Genomic DNA, 16,698 nt, shown 5'->3' with positions numbered 1-16,698 from the left:
TGAAGATTTCGACGAAAAAGATATCCATCCACACATTCAGGTAAACCCGGACATGCCGTCGCCCTCCCCTTGGTATCTACGCAGCCGGCTCAAGCCGCGCCAGCTCCTGCTGCTGGTCACACTGGCCGACGAAGGCAACATCCACCGCGCCGCCGAGGTGCTGAACATGACCCAGCCCGGCGCCTCCAAACTATTGAAGGAGCTGGAAGACATGCTCGGCGTGCCGCTGTTCGAGCGGCTGCCGCGCGGCGTGCGGCCGACCTGGTACGGAGACGTCATGCTTCGTCACGCCCGCACCGCGCTAGGCAGCCTGGAGCAGGCGCACGAAGAGCTGGCGGCCTTGCGAGACGGCCGCATCGGCCAGGTGGCGGTCGGCGCCATCACCTCGCCAGGCATCACGCTGCTGCCGCGCGTGGTGGCGGAACTGAAGGCGGAACGCCCGGACCTGCGCATCGCGCTGGAGATCGAATCCAGCGACGTGCTGCTGGAACACCTGGCGCAGGGCCGGCTGGATATCCTGGTAGCGCGGCTGTTTGCCAAGCACGACAAATCGCAGTTGCGCTACGAACCGCTGGTGAAGGAGCCAGTGTGCGCGGTGGCGCGGCCCGGCCATCCCTTGTGCGGCGGGCAGGCGCTGTCGCTGCCCGGCGTGCGGGACGCCACCTGGATCGTGCCGCCCGCCGGCAGCGTGCTGCGCCATCGCTTCGAACTGATGTTCCAGGAGCGCGGCCTGCCCGTGCCCGGCAATCTGGTGGAGACGGCCGCGCTGCTGTTCATCACGCGCATGCTGCGCGACAGCGACATGCTGGCGGTGCTGGCATTGGACGTGGCGCGCTACTACGCCGCGCACGGCGTCGTGCGCATCCTGCCGCTGGAGATGCCCTGCCACATGGACGACTTCGGCCTCATCACTCGGCGGGACCGGCCCGCCTCGCCGGCCACCCGCGTGACGCTGCAGGCGCTGCGGCGCTGCGCCGCCGACGTGTACGGGGTGGCATTCGACGTCGAATGAACCGCGGCCGGGCGGACGCGGCAAGCCCGCGGCGCTTCCCCCGTACCGGCAAGCCGCGCCGTGCCCGTGCAGGCCGCCCGCGTCTACCGTGCGTCGCTGCGCAGGTGCGTGACCAACAGGCGGGCCGCCACGGTCAGCGTCTCGATATCGCGCACCGCCAACAGCAGCCCGCGATGCGCCCAGTCGTCCAGCAGCGGAATCAGGCGCAGCCGCATCGAGCGCGCATGCGGCTCGGCCGCCAGGCGCGGCAACAGCCCCACCCCGCCGGTGGCCGCGACCATCCGGCAGATGGCATCGAAACTGCGCACCTGAATGCGCAGCCGCATCGGCCGCTCCAGGCGCGCGCTGGCCTCGGCCAGCCGCATGGCCAGCGACGTCGTGGGGGGCAGGCTGACGTAGTCGTAGTCCAGGGTGTCGGCGAAGGTCAGGCGGCGGCGGCCGGCCAGGGGATGGCCGGGCGGCGTGACCAACACCAGTTCGTCCAGGCGGTAGGGCATGGTCTGCAGGCCGCGCATCGGGGTGCGGTCGGCCACGATGCCGACATCGGCGCGGTTCTCGACCAGGGCGGCCACGACGTCGCTGCTGTTCTGCTCTTCCAGTTCGATGTTGACGGCCGGGTAGGCCTCCATGAACGTGGTCAGGTCTTCGGGCAGGAACTGCGTGATGGACGACGTATTGGCGGCGATGCGCACCTGGCCGCGCACGCCCTGGGCGTAGTCGGACAGCGTGCCGGCCATCTGCTCGATTTCCTGCAGCACGCGGCGGGCGTGGGCCAGGCAGGCCTGTCCGGCATCGGTCAGGGCCACGCCGCTGGCATTGCGGAACAGCAACGGCGTGCCCAGGGCGTTTTCCAGGTCGGAAATACGCCGGCTGGCGGCGCCGACCGCCAGGTGCGAATGGCGCGCCCCGCCGGAAATGCTGCCGTGCCGGACCACGGCAATGAACAGCGCGAGCGTGGTGAGGTCGATGCGGGCGAGATTCATGGAGCGATGCTACTCCAGGCGGGCCGGATCACCGACGATACGACCCTGTTTTACCGCTGCCCGGGCACAGGCAGCCTCGTGTCCCTGCCATGCAGGACGGGACCCCTCGCCGCCCACTACAATCGTGCCCATGAACACCCGCATTCCCGAACAGAACGACTCGCCGGCCCCGCTGTCGGCCGGCACGCAGGCCGCCCTCGAGCCCGCCGCGCACGCCCCGGACAGCCCTGGCGCCACGCACATCCGCAGCTTCGTGCATCGACGCGGCCACATCACCCAGGGCCAGCGCGACGCGCTGGAGAACCTGATGGACAAGTGGTCGCTGCCGTATTCGCCCTCCCGGCTCGATCCCGCGGCGGCCTTCGGCCGCGCGGCGCCGACCATCCTGGAAATCGGCTTCGGCATGGGCGAGACCACCGAGAAGATCGCGCTGGCGCGTCCCGGCGACAACTTCCTGGGCGTCGAGGTCTTCAACGCGGGCGTGGGTTCGCTGCTGCGCCGTATCGAAGACTCGTCCATCGGCAACCTGCGCATCATCCAGCACGACGCCGTCGAAGTGGTGCGCGACATGATCGCCCCCGATTCGCTGGACGGCGTACATGTGTACTTCCCCGATCCCTGGCCCAAGAAGCGCCATCACAAGCGCCGCCTGCTGCAGCCGCCGTTCGTGGCCCTGCTGGCCAGCCGCATCAAGCCGGGCGGCTACCTGCATTGCGCCACCGACTGGGAAGACTACGCGGTGCAGATGCTCGAAGTGCTCGGCGCCGAGCCGCTGCTGCGCAATTCGGTGGAAGGCTACGCGCCGCGTCCCGACTACCGCCCTCTGACCAAGTTCGAGACGCGCGGGCTGCGCCTGGGCCACGGCGTGTGGGACCTGATCTTCAAGCGGGCCTGAAAAGCGGAAGCTGAAATGTTATATCCGCCAGTCGAACCCTACCGTCACGGCGTGCTGGACACCGGGGACGGCCACCAGGTCTATTGGGAAATGTGCGGCAATCCCGCGGGCAAGCCCGCGGTGTTCCTGCACGGCGGACCGGGCAGCGGCTGCTCGCCCGTGCATCGCCAGCTGTTCGACCCGCGCCGCTACAACGTCCTGCTGTTCGATCAGCGGGGCTGCGGCCGTTCGCAGCCGCACGCCAGCCTCGAAAACAACACCACCTGGCATTTGGTGGCGGACATCGAACGCCTGCGCACCGAGATCATGGGCGCCGAACGCTGGCTGGTGTTCGGCGGCTCGTGGGGCTCCACGCTGGCGCTGGCCTATTCGCAGCGCCACCCCGGGCACGTCAGCGAGATCGTGGTGCGCGGCATCTTCGGCCTGCGCCGCGCCGAGATCCAGTGGTTCTATCAAGAGGGCGCCTCGTGGCTGTTCCCCGATCACTGGGAACACTACCTCGCTCCCATCCCGCCCGAAGAGCGCGGCGACATGGTGGCGGCCTACCGCAAGCGCCTGACCAGCGCGGATCCGCAGGAGCAACTGCGTGCCGCCCGCGCCTGGAGCCGCTGGGAAGACAACACCATCACGCTGCTGCCCAGCCCGCGCCACCAGCAAAGCCATGCGGCGGATCGCGCCGCGCTGGCCTTCGCGCGCATCGAGAACCATTACTTCGTGCACGGCGGTTTCATGGAAGTCGATGGGCAGTTGCTGCGCGACGCGCACAAGCTGCACGACATCCCGGGCACTATCGTGCAAGGCCGCTACGACGCGTGCACGCCCGCGCGCACCGCGTGGGAACTACACCGCGCGTGGCCGCAGGCGCGCTTTCACCTCATCCCCGACGCGGGCCATGCCTTCGACGAGCCAGGCACCCTGGCTCGACTGATGGAAGCCACCAATGGCTATGCCGACTCGCGCGACTGAAGCTCTCGGACCACGGACATGCACATCACCCTGAACGGCGACGCGCGCCAACTGCCCGCCTCCACCACCGTCATCGGCCTGCTTGAAACCCTGGGCTATGCCGGCAAGCGCGTGGCGGTCGAACGCAATGGCGAGATCGTCCCCAAGAGCCAGCACGCACAGACCGCGCTGGCCGACGGCGACCAGATCGAGATCGTGGTGGCGGTGGGCGGCGGCTGACACGCCTGCTCACGCGCCCCGCCTTTCCACTGCTGATTCTTCCCCATGTTGCCCGACCATCTCCACGCCGTGTGCGTCGCCACCGGCGATGCCTTCGACGACATCGACATCCGCCGCTTGTACAACATGCTGCGGCGCCACTGCCCGGTTCCCTTCACGCTGCACTGCATGTCCGACAGGGCACGCGACGTGCCGGCTGCCGTACAGGTCCACCAGCCCCGCGACTGGCACGAGCTGGAGCGGCCGGACATGCGGCAGACCACCAAGAAGCTGCGCCTGTTCGCCCGCGATGGCCTGCCTGCCTCGGAATTCCTGTATCTGGACGTCAGCCTGGTGATCCGCGCCGACATGCGCGAGATGCTGGCATTCGCCTTCGGCTCCCCCGCCGACCTCGTCATCGTGAGGAATTGGAGCCAGGAGGGCTTCAACTCGTCGGTGATGCGCATCCGCACAGGCGCGCTCTCGATGGTGTACGACGCGTTTCGCGCGGGCGAACGCCATGTACAGCAAGTCAAGGGCGATCAGGAGTTCATCTATTTCAGCCTGCAGGCGAGAAATCTGCTGGACCGCACCGCGACGTTTCCGGAGGGGCAGATCATCAGCTACAAGGCCACCCGCCGCCTGTGCCGCAAGGATCCCCGCCGGGCGGCCAGCCGCCTGGCCAACGCGACGATCGTGAAGTTCCACGGCCGGCCGAAACCGGCGCAGGTGCTGGGCGGTTTCTGGGAAAGCCTGCGCGCCCGGCTGCGCCGCTGCGGCAACTTCGGACGGCGCGACCTGCGCAGCCACTGGCGCCTGCCAGCCCCTGCCGCGGACGCGGAGGGCTGAGGCCTCAGCGGCCGAAGCGCCCCAGGCCCTTCATGCCGCCCATGGCGCGCATCATCTTGGCCATGCCGCCCTTCTTCATCTGCTTCATCATGCCCTGCATCTGCTCGAACTGGGACAGCAGGCGGTTGACCTCCTGAACCGGCACGCCGGCGCCGGCCGCGATGCGGCGCTTGCGCGAGGCCTTGATGAGCTCGGGCTTGGCGCGTTCGTGCGGCGTCATCGAGTTCAGGATGCCTTCGGTGCGGCGCATCTGCTTCTCGGCCTGGCCGCCTTGCAATTGGCCCGCCGCCTGCTGGAACTGCGCGGGCAGCTTCTCCAGCAGCGAATTCATGTCGCCCAGCTTCTTCACCTGGCCGATCTGCTCGCGGAAGTCGTTCAGGTCGAACTTGTTGCCCGACTTGATCTTCGCCGCCAGCTTTTCCGCCTCGGCGATGTCGATGTTCTTCTGGGCCTGCTCGACCAGCGACACAATGTCGCCCATGCCCAGCACGCGCTGCGCCATGCGCTCGGGGTAGAAGGGTTCCAGGCCCTCGAGCTTTTCGGAGACGCCGACGAACTTCAGCGGCTTGCCGGTGACGTGGCGCACCGACAGGGCCGCGCCGCCTCGGGCATCGCCGTCCAGCTTGGTCAGCACCACGCCGGTCAGCGGCAGCGCCTCGGCGAAGGCGCGGGCCGTATTGACCGCGTCCTGGCCCTGCATGGCGTCGACCACGAACAGGGTTTCGACGGGCTTGACCAGGTCGTGCAGCGCGCGGATCTCGCGCATCATGGCTTCGTCGATGCCCAGGCGGCCGGCCGTGTCGACGATCAGCACGTCGTAGTGGTGGCGGCGCGCGTGCTCGACGGCGTTGCGGGCGATGTCCTCGGGCTTCTGGCTGGCGTCCGAAGGCAGGAAATCGACGCCGGCCTGGCCCGCGACGGTTTTCAACTGCTCGATGGCGGCGGGACGGTAGACGTCGGCGCTGACCACCAAAACCTTCTTGCGGCCCGTCTTGCGGCCGTTCTGGCTGTGCTGGCCCTCGGCCAGCCAGCGGGCCAGCTTGCCGGTGGTGGTGGTCTTGCCCGCGCCCTGCAGGCCGGCCATGAGGATGATGGCCGGCGGCTGCACCGACAGGGACAGTTCGCCCGAGCCTGCGCCCAGGTCGCCGCCCATCAGGCTGGTCAGTTCCTTGTGGACCACGCCCACCAGGGCCTGGCCCGGACTGAGGCTGGAAGCCACTTCCTCGCCCAGGGCTTTTTCCTTCACGCGTGCGACGAATTCGCGCACGACGGGCAGCGCCACGTCCGCCTCCAGCAGCGCCATGCGCACTTCGCGCAGCATCTCCTGGGTGTTGGCTTCGGTCAGACGCGCTTCGCCGCGCAGCGTCTTGACGACGCGCGACAGTCGTTGGGTAAGGTTATCGAGCATGAGTGAGAGGCGTTTCGCTTAAACTAGCCGGCTGAACCGAAGCATCGGCGGGCCTCATGCCTGCGAGCTTCCATCCAAAATGGTTTCTATGTCACCAGGCATTGTATTTCACGCCGGGGCGGCCCTGTCCTACGCGGTGCTGGGCGCCGTGCTGGCGGGCCGGCTGCGGCAGGGTGCGAACAGTGTCGAACAGACCGGCCGCACGGCCCGCCTGTGGCTGCTGGGCGCCCTGGTGCTGCACGGCATCGGCCTCTACCAGGCCATGCTGGGCGACGGACAGCTGTTCGTCGGCTGGGCGCTGGCCCTGTCGGCGGCGGTCTGGCTGGGTTTGGTCGTGTTCTGGCTCGAAAGCCTGTTCGTGCGCCTGGACGGCCTGCAACTGCTGCTGGTGCCGGCGGGCATGCTGGTCTCGGCCCTTGCGGCCCTGTTTCCCCAGGGCATCTTCGTCCAGCACGCGGGCAGCGCCTGGCTGCGCGCCCACCTGCTGGTGGCGCTGGCCGCCTACGGCCTCATCACCATCGCCGCCCTGCAGGCCACGCTGATGGCCCTGCTCGACCGCCATCTGCACCGCCCCCAAGAGGCGCCCGGGCAGCGCGGCATCGTCGGCCGCATCCTCGACGTGCAGCCGCCCCTGCTGGTGCAGGAACAGTTACTGTTCAGGGTGATCTGGATCGGTTTCACCGTGCTGACGCTGGCGGTCTGCCTGGGTTCGCTGGCCTCGCTGTCGCTGACCGGCCGCGTGCTGCCCTTCGACCACAAGACAGTGTTCACCCTGTTGTCGTGGCTGACCTTCGGCGTATTGCTGCTGGGCCGCCACATCCACGGTTGGCGCGGCCGCGTGGCGCTGCGCTGGACGCTGACGGGCTTTGCCCTGTTGATCCTGGCCTATACCGGCAGCCGGTTCGTGCTGGAAGTGATTTTGCATAGAGGTTGAAGTGGGCAAGCTGCTTTTGTGGGTCCTCATCGTGCTGGCGGCGCTGACCGTGTGGCGCATCATCAATGCGCGCGCGGCGGCGCGCATGCGCGACGAACAGCGCGCGAAGAACGCGCCTGCCGCCGCGCCGCGTGGCGGTGGCCGCGCCGTCGTGCCCGCCGAATCGATGGTGCGCTGCGCCCACTGCGGCATCCACCTGCCCCGTTCGGAAGCCCTGCTGACCGACGGCCGCACGTGGTGCAGCCAGGAGCATGCCCGCCTGGGGCCGCAGAAGAACTGATTCCCTTCTGCAATACGGGCAAGCCCTGACGCCCGAAAGGCCGCGAAGCCCTTTTTTGCAGGGCTTTTTGCATCCCGGCGCGCGCCCGGCATAATGGCTGCTGGACCACTACCGAGTCGCCTATGCATCTGCATCTCGATCGGCACGGCTGGCTGATGGCCGGGCCCTCCGTCACGCTGTTGCCGTCTCCGAACGTCGATCGCCGCCCCGCCGGCACGCAAGTCTCATTGCTGGTGTTGCACAGCATCAGCCTGCCCCCCGGCCGCTTCGACGGCCCCTGCGTGGCAGACCTCTTCCTGAACCGGCTGGACTACGGCGCCCACCCCTGGCTGGAACGCCTGCGCGGCCTGCGCGTATCCGCCCACTTCTTCATCCGCCGCGATGGTTCCGTCATCCAGTTCGCCTCCACCGACGCGCGCGCCTGGCATGCCGGCGCGTCCCGCTTCGGCAACCGCGAGCGCTGCAACGATTTCTCGGTGGGCATCGAACTGGAAGGGGCGGACACCGTGCCCTACACCGACGCGCAATACACCACGCTGGCGAAGCTGACGCGAGTGCTGCGCGCACGCCATCCCATCGCCTACGTACGCGGACACGAACATATCGCGCCAGGACGCAAGACCGATCCGGGCCCGGCGTTCCGGTGGTCGCGTTTCGGACGCGAGACGGGCCTGTCCCGGCGGGTGCTGCCACCCGGCGGCTGAAGGCACGCGGCGGCGCGGGCAGGCCAAGGCCTCGGCCCGATCCTGCCAATGGCGCATCCGCGCCCCGGTTCAGGATGCGCGGACGGCTATCGCGTCGCGATGATGAACAGGCGCGGAAACGGCAACAGCACGGTCCCGTCCGGCAAGGCCGGATAGGCCTTCACGATCTCGGCCTCGTAGCGCGCCAGGAACCCGGCCTTCTCGGCGTCGTCCAGCTTGGCCAGATACGGGCGCAGCGCGCTGCCCTTGAACCACTCCACCACCGCCGCGGCGTTCTCCAGCGGGTGGTAATAGAACGTGCGCCACACGTCCAGTTCGGAGCAATGCGGCTCGAGCAGGGCGTAGTACCAATCGGCTGGCGCGCGTGGCTTGCGGTTGGTGTTCGATACCTTGGCTGCCCACGGCCCTTCGTCCGCCACCTGCCGGATCAGGCGGTGCGCGGGCTCTTCCCAATTGTCCGGCGTCTGCACCGCCAGGCAACCGCCCAGCGACAGCCGGTTGACCAGGCTCGGATACAGCGTCTCGTGGTCGGGCACCCATTGCAGCGAGGCGTTGGCCAGGATCACGTCGTACGGACCCGGATCGTCCCATTGCGCGATATCGGCCACCGTGAAGGTGTGCGACGGCATACGCTTGCGGGCGGATTCGATCATGTCGGGCGCGCTGTCCACGCCGCTGACGCGCGCGTCCTTGAAGCGCTCCGCCAGCACCTCGGTGGAGTTGCCCGGCCCACACCCCAGGTCGACCGCGATACGCACTTCCCGCTCGGGAATCGCCGCCACCAGGTCCCGGACGGGACGGGTGCGCTCACGCTCGAACTTCACATACTGGCGCGCGGATTCCTCGACAGACCAATTCATGGCGGTACTCCTGTTGCGGCAATGAGAAGGGGATTGGGGTGTGGGCAGCGTACGCCTGTCCGGCGAGAATTGCCAAACGGCCAATCACGCGGCAGCCTGCCCCGATTCGGGGGCGTCGTGCTGGAAGAGCTTTTAGCTGCCGTCCCGCAGCAGCCGTGTGCCGTCCGGAAACGTCAGGCCGCGGTCGAAGCGCTCGAGTTCATGGGCCACATCCACCCCATACGGCGCCAGGGGTTTGGCCCAGCGCGCGGCGTTGCGCTTCAACGCCGCGTCATCGGGCAGCGTGCCGTTGATGGCGATGATCACGCGATTGTTGGCCTTCAGGTTGAAGATCGATGGGAACGCGCTGGCATACGTGGCCGATTCGCGGTCGTAGAACTCGCTGTTGGAGAACGTATTGGCCGCCGCCACGCCGTCGGGCGACAGCAGCGCGCGCACCTGCTGCAGGAACTCCAGCGTGGTCATGTGGCGGGGAATGTAGTCGGCATCGAAGGCGTCGATCAGGATCAGGTCGTACTGCTTGCCGTCACGCACCGCACTCTCGACGTAGGCGCGGCCATCCTGGTGGTACACGCGCAGTCGGCCGGAGGGGTGAAAGCCGAACCAGTCCTGCGCCACGCGGTCGACGGCGGGATCGATCTCGACCACGTCGATCCGGGCCTTCGGCAGCACCTCGGACAAGGCCTTGGGCAGCGTGCCGCCGCCCAGGCCGATGATCAGGATGCGGGAGGGATCCGGCTGCGCCAGCAGCGTCGCCATCATCATGCGCGTGTAGGCGAAGGGCATGCGCGCCGAGCCATCGGTGTAGATGCAGGTCTGGCGGGCGTCTGCGTCGGCCTGGCCGAACGAGAGGCAGCGTTGGCCGTCGTCGGTCTCGTAGACCACCACGGGCGCGTAGTCGGATAGTTCTGTGTGCAGAACCTGCAGCGCGGCGGCCGGGGCGGCGGCGAGCAGGCAAGCCAGCGCGGCCATCAGCGCCGCGGCCCAGCGGCGCGCAAGGCTGGGGAAAACCATGGGAACGTACCTCCGGGGGAGAACGCCCAGCAGTATGGCATGACGCAATGACTTGCGGGCGCCCCGAGGCGCCCGCAAGTGTCACCGCACTGGAGAAGGCTTACGCCTTCAGCAGCAGCGCGTTCATGCGCTTGACGAAAGCCGCCGGATCGGCGATCTGCGCGCCTTCGGCCAGCATGGCCTGATCCAGCAACAGGCGCGCCCAGTCGCCGAACTCGTCATCCGACGCGTTGCGGATGCGGGCGACCAGCGCGTGCTCGGGATTGATCTCCAGCACGGGCTTGACGTCGGGGGCTTCCTGGCCGGCCGCCTTGAGCATGCGCAGCAGGTGCGGGCTGAGCTCGTTCTGGCCGACCACCACGCACGCCGGCGAATCCACCAGGCGCAGCGTGACGCGCACTTCCTTGACCTGATCGGCCAGGGTCGTCTGCAGGCGCTCGACCAGCGGCTTGAAGTCTTCGGCCACTTCGGACTGGCGCTTCTTTTCTTCCTCGTCGGCCAGCTCGGCCAGGTCCAGGCCGCCCTTGGCCACGGACACCAGCGACTTGCCGTCGAACTCGCGCAGATAGGACAGCATCCATTCGTCCACGCGGTCGGCCATCAGCAGCACTTCGATGCCCTTCTTGCGGAAGATTTCCAGGTGCGGGCTGCTGGCGGCGGCCGAGAACGCGTCGGCCGTGACGTAGTAGATCTTGTCCTGGCCTTCCTTCATGCGCGACACGTAGTCGGTAAACGACACGGTCTGCGTGGCCTCGCCGGTGTGCGTGGACGAGAAGCGCATCAGCTTGGCGATGCGTTCCTGGTTGGCGGTGTCCTCGCCCGCGCCCTCCTTCAGCACCTGGCCGAACTCGGCCCAGAACGCGGCGTAGTCTTCCGGCTTGTTCTCGGCGATGTCCTCCAGCAGCGACAGGATGCGCTTGGCCGACCCTTCGCGGATGGCACGCACGTCACGGCTTTCCTGCAGGATCTCGCGCGAGACGTTCAGCGGCAGGTCGGCCGAATCGATCACCCCGCGCACGAAGCGCAGGTACGAGGGCAGCAACTGTTCGGCATCGTCCATGATGAAGACGCGCTTGACGTACAGCTTCACGCCACGGCGCGCGTCGCGGTCCCACAGGTCGAACGGGGCGTGCTTGGGCACGTACAGCAGTTGGGTGTACTCGCTGCGGCCTTCGACGCGGTTGTGCGTCCAGGCCAGCGGGTCGTCGAAATCGTGCGAGACGGTCTTGTAGAACTCGCGGTACTGCTCGTCCTCGATCTCGCCCTTGCTGCGCGTCCACAGGGCATTGGCCTTGTTGACGGACTCGAGTTCCTCGGTCTTGGCCTGTTCGCCCTTCTCTTCGTTCCATTCTTCCTTGGCCATGCGGATGGGCAAAGAGATGTGGTCGGAATAGCGGCGCAGGATCTCGCGCAGCTTCCAGCCGTTGAGCAGTTCGTCTTCGTCCTCGCGCAGGTGCAGCGTGACGTCGGTGCCGCGGCTGGCGCGCTCGGCGTCGGCGATGGTGAACTCGCCCTGGCCATCGGATTCCCAGCGGATGGCGCTGGCGGCGCCCGCGCGGCGGCTGACCACCGTGACCTTGTCCGCCACGATGAACGACGAGTAGAAGCCCACGCCGAACTGGCCGATCAGTTGCGCGTCTTTCTTCTTGTCGCCGGTGAGCTGGCTGAAGAACTCGCGCGTGCCCGAGCGGGCGATGGTGCCCAGGTTGGCGATGGCTTCTTCACGCGACAGGCCGATGCCGTTGTCGGAGATGGTGATGGTGCGGGCATCCTTGTCGTAGTCGACACGGATGGCCAGCTCGCTGTCGCCTTCGAACAGTTCGGGATGGTCGATGGCCTCGAAGCGCAGCTTGTCGCAGGCGTCGGAGGCGTTGGAGACCAGCTCGCGCAGGAAGATTTCCTTGTTGCTGTACAGCGAGTGGATCATCAAGTGCAGCAACTGCTTCACTTCGGCCTGGAAACCCAGGGTTTCGGATGCGGAAGAGGCGGCGGATTGGCTCATGGCGGTCCGGGAAAAGTCTCGATGGAGGGTTGGGAATGTGTTGCGATGCAAGGTCGCCGACGGGTACGAGCCCTGGGCGACGCAGGGGAGGATGTGGGGACGGGGGTGGGGTTTTCAAGGGCTGGACGGTGGGTTCCTGGGCGAAACGGCAGAAAAGTACCGGCCGAGCGGGACGCCGGGGAAAAGTCTGCTTATAATCTACGGCTTCGCATTGCCTGCCGCGCCCCTCCGGGCCCAGCGATGCCCGCCTCGGCAATCCCCTTGCCGACGCTGCCCGAGTGGTGAAATTGGTAGACGCAGGGGACTCAAAATCCCCCGCCGCAAGGCGTGCCGGTTCGATTCCGGCCTCGGGCACCATTCAAAAACTTCTAAGAAATCAACAACTTGGAAGTGTTCGCAGCACAAGCCCCGTACCAGGGGATTTCTTGAGAAAGTGGTCAGGTACAGTTTCGGTACAGTGATGCGGCGCTAGCCCCACACCGGAGCACTCATGGCTACGATTGTTAAGACATCCTCGGGCACTTGGAAAGCCCTCATCCGCAAGACAGGCTGGCCGTCAACGGCCAAGTCGTTCCGCACCAAGCGGGACGCCGAAGACTGGGCGCGCCGTACCGAAGACGAAATGGTACGCGGCGTATACATCCAGCGGGCGCCCGCCGAGCGCATGACCGTCGAAGCGGCGCTGGCCCGCTACCTCAAGGAAGTCACGCCAACCAAGCGGGCCTCGACCCAAGCAGGCGAGCACAAGAAAGCACAGGTCATCATCCGGCATCTTGGCAAGTATTCGCTGGCCGCCCTGAACGCCGAGATTGTGGCGCAGTTCCGCGACACGCGACTGGCAGGCGACCCGGACAAAAACGGCAAGCTACGACCCCGAAGTAACAACACGGTACGCTTGGAACTGGCGCTGCTGGGCCACCTGTTTACCGTCGCCATCAAGGAATGGGGCATTGGCCTGCCCTTCAATCCGGTTTCCAACATTCGCCGCCCGGCTCCCGGCTCTGGCCGCAACCGGCGATTAACCCCGGAAGAACAGAACCGCCTGCTGCAAGCCGTGGATAAGCACTCGAACCCGATGTTCGGCTGGATTGTCCGTATTGCCGTTCAGACCGGCATGCGGCTGTCTGAGATTGCCACGCTGCGGATACGGCAAGTGGACATCGAACGGCGCGTCGTTCGGCTGGAGCACACCAAGAATTCGTCGCCCCGTACCGTCCCGCTGACGGCCGAGGCAACGCGCGTGTTCACCGAGGCACTTGCCAACCCCGTGCGACCCGCCGAAACCGAATTGGTGTTCTTCGGCGAACCCGGCCGTGATGGCATACGCCGCCCCTACCTTTTTGATAAAGCGTGGACCGATGCCAAGCGTGCAGCGGGCTTTGAGGACTTCCGCTTTCACGACCTGCGGCAGCCGGGGGTATTGCGTTTGATGCCGTGACATTCAAGAGCCTGGCGCAGGGTATCGGCAATGTGGTGAACCCAAAGACAACACGTCGCGATATGCAGTCGGGCATGATGGTGACTGCGGGCCGAACGAATCACATGATTGCTGGTAACACCATGTGGAACCCAGCCTATCGACAGCACGTCTTGCAGAATATAGGTAAGAACTGGGGACCGGCATCCGGCGGTTCAGTCGACGGCAAATGACTTCCACGCTGACATCTGCATCGGCCTCGCCATCGGCGGGGCCTCTTCATTTGCCGCAGCACATCTCTCCGCGCTTCGCTTGGGCAACCTCTTCGGTTGCATCCCGCGTCCGTTCTTGCCGGACTGGCTGCGGGGGCAGGCCCAGCGGCTTTGCCTTGTCCCTACCCCTTGCCGACAGGCTCCATGGCCTCCCGATGCGTCAAGGGTGAAGGCTGCGCCCGGCATCCTCACCCGTTCCCTACGCTTTGCTCCGGGCTGCGGCCTCCGGTCCCGCCCTTGACACCTCTTCCGGCCAGAATCACTACACGCATCCCGAATTACGCCATAGACAGCGCGGATGACGGGTCAAGGGGTTGGTGCGGCCCGCAGCCCTACGGGCGAGGACACGGCCCCTTGACGCGGCAGGAGTGCCCACACGCTGCGCCCGGGGGAGGTGTTCAGGGCCATAGGCCCGTAACCCCTGCCCCCGAGGTCCCGCCGGCGAGGGTGGAGAGTCCAGAGAGGCAAAGCCTCTTTGGGAAGTGTCCATCACGGATGGCAGCCAATACCGCCGTCAATCGGGAAAACCTATTGATAACCACAAAAACAAGACAATTTCTGCGTAAAACCTTTTTGCCTGTTTGCTCTACCAAGCACCAAAAAAATCCCACACCTTGTAAAATAGCGTTACCTAAAGCACGGGGGACAACCATGGCTGAGATGGGTTCGCACGAAACGGAACTAAGTAAAACGATATCCGGTGCCGAGCGCGACAGACGTGTAGCGGCCGTCAATTACGCACGCGCATCTGTCGGTTTGGAGGGATTCTCGCTCAGTGCAGCAGATGAAGAACATGCTCAACGGTTCATCGACGGGGACATTGACCTCGAAGAATTTGTGCAACCGCGTAGTGCCTTGGCAAGCCCAAAAGCTTAGTCATGACGAAGAAAATATAGGTGGTTGAAGCTAGTGCAGGATAGGCTGTCGCCGGTTTTTGTTTTACCTATGTGACTCATTTGTTGTAAGACTAATAATGGAGCAGGAGCGCTTTAAATGATCAGGAGATTCCGGCTGGAGCAGAAGTCTCACTACGAGAGGCTAGTGATTGCTCAGCGCCTGTCGGACATGCTTGATAAGTTTCTTGACGGACGGCGCGCTCCAATCGCAATCGGTGCCGAACAGGGCGGTATCGAAGAGTGGGATGACGTGGTGATCCTCCACTCGCCAGTCTCCTATGAACATCTGCAAGTCAAACGTCAGGCCAGTGATTTCTGCACGAAGAATCCAGATAAGACCAAACACCAGACTAAAGCGCCCAAAGACGGATCTTTCGCCACTGAGCCCACCGATTCAGTCATTGATAAGGCATTCGCCAGCCTCGCCAAGCACGCTGGACTGGGCACTTTCGACACTCTTCCTGATCGTCAGTTTCAGCTAACCCTCATAGGCGCACACCTGCAGATCAAGAAAGACCTCACCGTCGACCATTTGGATGCGTTGTGCAAGTTGTGTCGCCAGGAGGGGCTTGATTTGGACGCACTTGCCAATCGCAAGGACGGCCCTACTGAACGAACCTATCTATGGCTCACGACCTGGTGCGGGTTCAAAGATTGGGCGCAGATCAGGGACACCCTGCGTCGGGTCACCATAGTATGCGTAGGCAACGATGCGACGTTGGAGCAACGCTCCGCAGAATCTCTCGGCAGGCACTTTACCGATCCAAAACGGACGCTCGAACGGCTGATCACGTACATCACAGGCGAGACATCCGACGTATCCGCTCTTGGCTGTCATGCGGTGGTCCGAGCGCTCAAGGACGAACTTCGCAAAGATGTCCAAACCTGGGCTCAGTACCAGTTAGGTGACGAAGTACTACCTGCCGGCAGACCATGGTCGTTCGCTGGGACACATGATCTAGGAGGGCCGAGTTCCCGCCCCGCGCAAGGGGTGGTCACTCACATGTGGAGCGTTGAACCTGGGAGTCGAAAGCTGAGGATATACGCCCCATACACCCCCCCTGTGGGCGCAAACCTCACTCTTCCATCAGCATTACTGCGAATGGCTCTGCATTTGCCCAATGGCAGTCAGGGTCTGATGCTAGACGAGCCGACGTGGCGCAGTAGCGTCGGCCATGAAGTCGGTCAAACGCTCGGTTGCACGGGAAGCGACCTGAACAACCTCCCGTGGTTTGAAAATCCTGAACGTCTTGCGTGTGCGGCGGATCGTGCGTTGGAGACACAAGGCGCAGCCCGAGCGGAAGCTGATGCACTTACAAGCGCCATGGACGAAGTAGTGTGGCAGCACCTCGTCCAAGGTGTCTCTGAAAAGCTTGGTGCCATTGTAGATTCTGCCCTAGCAGACGCGATGGAGACGGTTTGGCTCGGATGGTCGGCACGATTCGCCGAGCATCCCGAGAGCCGCCGAAAATTTCTCGAACAGCTTCTGTACCCGGAGACTGAAGGGAAGAATGCAAAGCATGCGCTTCGCCTTGGCCCTCGTACTTTGGATCTGCTAGTCACCGCGGTTGAAACCCTGTTGCTGGTCGCAGTGGGCGTAGGCGGCAGCGGCAACGACTGGACATCCTTCCCGGATTGCGGGCAAGTGCAGAGCATCGCGCTTAAGTATTGGTCTGGCCCTGCTGGCTGCACTCCAGATGTCCGGGAACTGTCTGACGATCCGTTAATGGCGGTTATCGGCCCTTCCCCTGCCCCAGTCGTAATCTTGTCCGGCGTGAGCAACTCACCGTCAGATCTATTGAACTTCGGAATGGCAGACGACGCCGAGGCAACCACCAGTATGGCGGCGGAACGCCAGCCACATCTACTCGTCACCCGATCCGGGGTGTTTAACCATCTGCGTAGGGGAAGTCTAGCCTCTGTGCGTCAACACTTCACCAAACAGTGGCAAGATCGACTGCGCGCCCGCGAGTCGGCCATCGCGAAGAACGCGCAAGGACTCTGAAAT

General features: G+C 65.2%; 16 protein-coding genes and 1 tRNA gene. 12 read left to right on the top strand and 5 right to left on the bottom strand.

Translation table 11 applies throughout. From position 1 onward, the window contains the following. The first annotated feature begins 52 nt into the window (after positions 1-52). Entirely contained in the window at positions 53-1,012 is a 960-nt protein-coding gene (locus tag A7W11_RS09555; protein ID WP_066410880.1) for a LysR substrate-binding domain-containing protein, read from the top strand. Between the two features lie 83 nt (positions 1,013-1,095). On the opposite strand, the gene A7W11_RS09550 is transcribed toward A7W11_RS09555, so the two are convergent. Continuing rightward, positions 1,096-1,995: a LysR family transcriptional regulator gene (locus A7W11_RS09550; protein WP_066410879.1), complete on the bottom strand. Its 900-nt coding sequence runs from the start codon at positions 1,993-1,995 to the stop codon at positions 1,096-1,098. Positions 1,996-2,125: 130 nt separating this feature from the next. On the opposite strand from A7W11_RS09550, the gene trmB reads away from it, so the two are divergent. The 4 genes from trmB to A7W11_RS09530 are packed head-to-tail and all read left to right on the top strand — an operon-like array spanning position 2,126 to position 4,903. Next, positions 2,126-2,890 (top strand): tRNA (guanosine(46)-N7)-methyltransferase TrmB, encoded by a 765-nt coding sequence (gene trmB, locus A7W11_RS09545; RefSeq protein WP_066410878.1) that lies wholly within the window; start codon positions 2,126-2,128, stop codon positions 2,888-2,890. A 15-nt stretch (positions 2,891-2,905) separates the two neighbouring features. Next, entirely contained in the window at positions 2,906-3,856 is a 951-nt protein-coding gene (pip, locus tag A7W11_RS09540) for a prolyl aminopeptidase (RefSeq protein WP_066410877.1), read from the top strand. An 18-nt stretch (positions 3,857-3,874) separates the two neighbouring features. Further along, positions 3,875-4,075 (top strand): sulfur carrier protein ThiS, encoded by a 201-nt coding sequence (gene thiS, locus A7W11_RS09535; RefSeq protein WP_066410875.1) that lies wholly within the window; start codon positions 3,875-3,877, stop codon positions 4,073-4,075. A 45-nt stretch (positions 4,076-4,120) separates the two neighbouring features. Then, positions 4,121-4,903 carry a hypothetical protein gene (locus A7W11_RS09530; protein ID WP_066410874.1) on the top strand — a complete coding sequence of 261 codons (783 nt, stop codon included), beginning with the start codon at positions 4,121-4,123 and terminating at the stop codon, positions 4,901-4,903. 4 nt (positions 4,904-4,907) lie between these two features. Here the strand turns inward: A7W11_RS09530 and ffh are convergent, their stop codons facing one another. Further along, on the bottom strand, positions 4,908-6,311 hold the full coding sequence (gene ffh / locus A7W11_RS09525) for a signal recognition particle protein (RefSeq protein WP_066410873.1): 1,404 nt from the start codon (positions 6,309-6,311) through the stop codon (positions 4,908-4,910). Positions 6,312-6,399: 88 nt separating this feature from the next. On the opposite strand from ffh, the gene A7W11_RS09520 reads away from it, so the two are divergent. The 3 genes from A7W11_RS09520 to ampD all read left to right on the top strand — a co-directional run bounded on the left by A7W11_RS09520 (position 6,400) and on the right by ampD (position 8,229). Beyond that, positions 6,400-7,245: a cytochrome C assembly family protein gene (locus tag A7W11_RS09520; protein WP_066410868.1), complete on the top strand. Its 846-nt coding sequence runs from the start codon at positions 6,400-6,402 to the stop codon at positions 7,243-7,245. Position 7,246: 1 nt separating this feature from the next. Beyond that, a complete protein-coding gene (locus tag A7W11_RS09515; protein WP_066410867.1) occupies positions 7,247-7,525 on the top strand; it encodes a PP0621 family protein in 279 nt (92 codons plus the stop codon). A gap of 122 nt (positions 7,526-7,647) precedes the next feature. Continuing rightward, positions 7,648-8,229: a 1,6-anhydro-N-acetylmuramyl-L-alanine amidase AmpD gene (gene ampD, locus A7W11_RS09510; protein WP_066410866.1), complete on the top strand. Its 582-nt coding sequence runs from the start codon at positions 7,648-7,650 to the stop codon at positions 8,227-8,229. 86 nt (positions 8,230-8,315) lie between these two features. Here the strand turns inward: ampD and tam are convergent, their stop codons facing one another. The 3 genes from tam to htpG form a co-directional block, all read right to left on the bottom strand. Next, positions 8,316-9,089 carry a trans-aconitate 2-methyltransferase gene (gene tam / locus A7W11_RS09505; protein ID WP_066410865.1) on the bottom strand — a complete coding sequence of 258 codons (774 nt, stop codon included), beginning with the start codon at positions 9,087-9,089 and terminating at the stop codon, positions 8,316-8,318. Between the two features lie 132 nt (positions 9,090-9,221). After that, positions 9,222-10,103 (bottom strand): spermidine synthase, encoded by an 882-nt coding sequence (locus tag A7W11_RS09500; RefSeq protein WP_066410863.1) that lies wholly within the window; start codon positions 10,101-10,103, stop codon positions 9,222-9,224. A 100-nt stretch (positions 10,104-10,203) separates the two neighbouring features. After that, positions 10,204-12,105, bottom strand: a complete 1,902-nt coding sequence (gene htpG, locus A7W11_RS09495) for a molecular chaperone HtpG (RefSeq protein ID WP_066410861.1) — start codon at positions 12,103-12,105, stop codon at positions 10,204-10,206. A 272-nt stretch (positions 12,106-12,377) separates the two neighbouring features. Here htpG and A7W11_RS09490 point away from each other — a divergent pair. From A7W11_RS09490 to A7W11_RS27385, 4 genes are all read left to right on the top strand, one after another. Next, positions 12,378-12,462: transfer RNA gene (locus tag A7W11_RS09490), tRNA-Leu, on the top strand. A gap of 133 nt (positions 12,463-12,595) precedes the next feature. Then, positions 12,596-13,543, top strand: a complete 948-nt coding sequence (locus A7W11_RS09485; RefSeq protein ID WP_082887171.1) for a tyrosine-type recombinase/integrase — start codon at positions 12,596-12,598, stop codon at positions 13,541-13,543. A gap of 746 nt (positions 13,544-14,289) precedes the next feature. After that, the gene (locus tag A7W11_RS29110) at positions 14,290-14,670 is read left to right on the top strand and encodes an antitoxin VbhA family protein (RefSeq protein WP_235816835.1); all 381 of its coding nucleotides are present in this window, start codon (positions 14,290-14,292) and stop codon (positions 14,668-14,670) included. 117 nt (positions 14,671-14,787) lie between these two features. Then, the gene (locus tag A7W11_RS27385; protein ID WP_082887169.1) at positions 14,788-16,695 is read left to right on the top strand and encodes an ABC-three component system protein; all 1,908 of its coding nucleotides are present in this window, start codon (positions 14,788-14,790) and stop codon (positions 16,693-16,695) included. The last annotated feature ends 3 nt before the right edge of the window (positions 16,696-16,698 follow it).

It is taken from the genome of Bordetella ansorpii (assembly GCF_900078315.1).
GTDB lineage: Bacteria > Pseudomonadota > Gammaproteobacteria > Burkholderiales > Burkholderiaceae_B > Bordetella > Bordetella ansorpii.
This window is presented reverse-complemented; position numbering and strand designations above follow the sequence as displayed.

Excerpts from the sequence above, each read along its gene's own strand:
- A7W11_RS09555 (WP_066410880.1), top strand. The coding sequence starts at position 53 with ATGCCGTCGCCCTCCCCTTGGTATCTACGCAGCCGGCTCAAGCCGCGC.
- A7W11_RS09550 (WP_066410879.1), bottom strand. The coding sequence starts at position 1,995 with ATGAATCTCGCCCGCATCGACCTCACCACGCTCGCGCTGTTCATTGCC.
- trmB (WP_066410878.1), top strand. The coding sequence starts at position 2,126 with ATGAACACCCGCATTCCCGAACAGAACGACTCGCCGGCCCCGCTGTCG.
- pip (WP_066410877.1), top strand. The coding sequence starts at position 2,906 with ATGTTATATCCGCCAGTCGAACCCTACCGTCACGGCGTGCTGGACACC.
- thiS (WP_066410875.1), top strand. The coding sequence starts at position 3,875 with ATGCACATCACCCTGAACGGCGACGCGCGCCAACTGCCCGCCTCCACC.
- A7W11_RS09530 (WP_066410874.1), top strand. The coding sequence starts at position 4,121 with ATGTTGCCCGACCATCTCCACGCCGTGTGCGTCGCCACCGGCGATGCC.
- ffh (WP_066410873.1), bottom strand. The coding sequence starts at position 6,311 with ATGCTCGATAACCTTACCCAACGACTGTCGCGCGTCGTCAAGACGCTG.
- A7W11_RS09520 (WP_066410868.1), top strand. The coding sequence starts at position 6,400 with ATGTCACCAGGCATTGTATTTCACGCCGGGGCGGCCCTGTCCTACGCG.
- ampD (WP_066410866.1), top strand. The coding sequence starts at position 7,648 with ATGCATCTGCATCTCGATCGGCACGGCTGGCTGATGGCCGGGCCCTCC.
- tam (WP_066410865.1), bottom strand. The coding sequence starts at position 9,089 with ATGAATTGGTCTGTCGAGGAATCCGCGCGCCAGTATGTGAAGTTCGAG.
- A7W11_RS09500 (WP_066410863.1), bottom strand. The coding sequence starts at position 10,103 with ATGGTTTTCCCCAGCCTTGCGCGCCGCTGGGCCGCGGCGCTGATGGCC.
- htpG (WP_066410861.1), bottom strand. The coding sequence starts at position 12,105 with ATGAGCCAATCCGCCGCCTCTTCCGCATCCGAAACCCTGGGTTTCCAG.
- A7W11_RS09485 (WP_082887171.1), top strand. The coding sequence starts at position 12,596 with ATGGCTACGATTGTTAAGACATCCTCGGGCACTTGGAAAGCCCTCATC.
- A7W11_RS29110 (WP_235816835.1), top strand. The coding sequence starts at position 14,290 with ATGGCAGCCAATACCGCCGTCAATCGGGAAAACCTATTGATAACCACA.
- A7W11_RS27385 (WP_082887169.1), top strand. The coding sequence starts at position 14,788 with ATGATCAGGAGATTCCGGCTGGAGCAGAAGTCTCACTACGAGAGGCTA.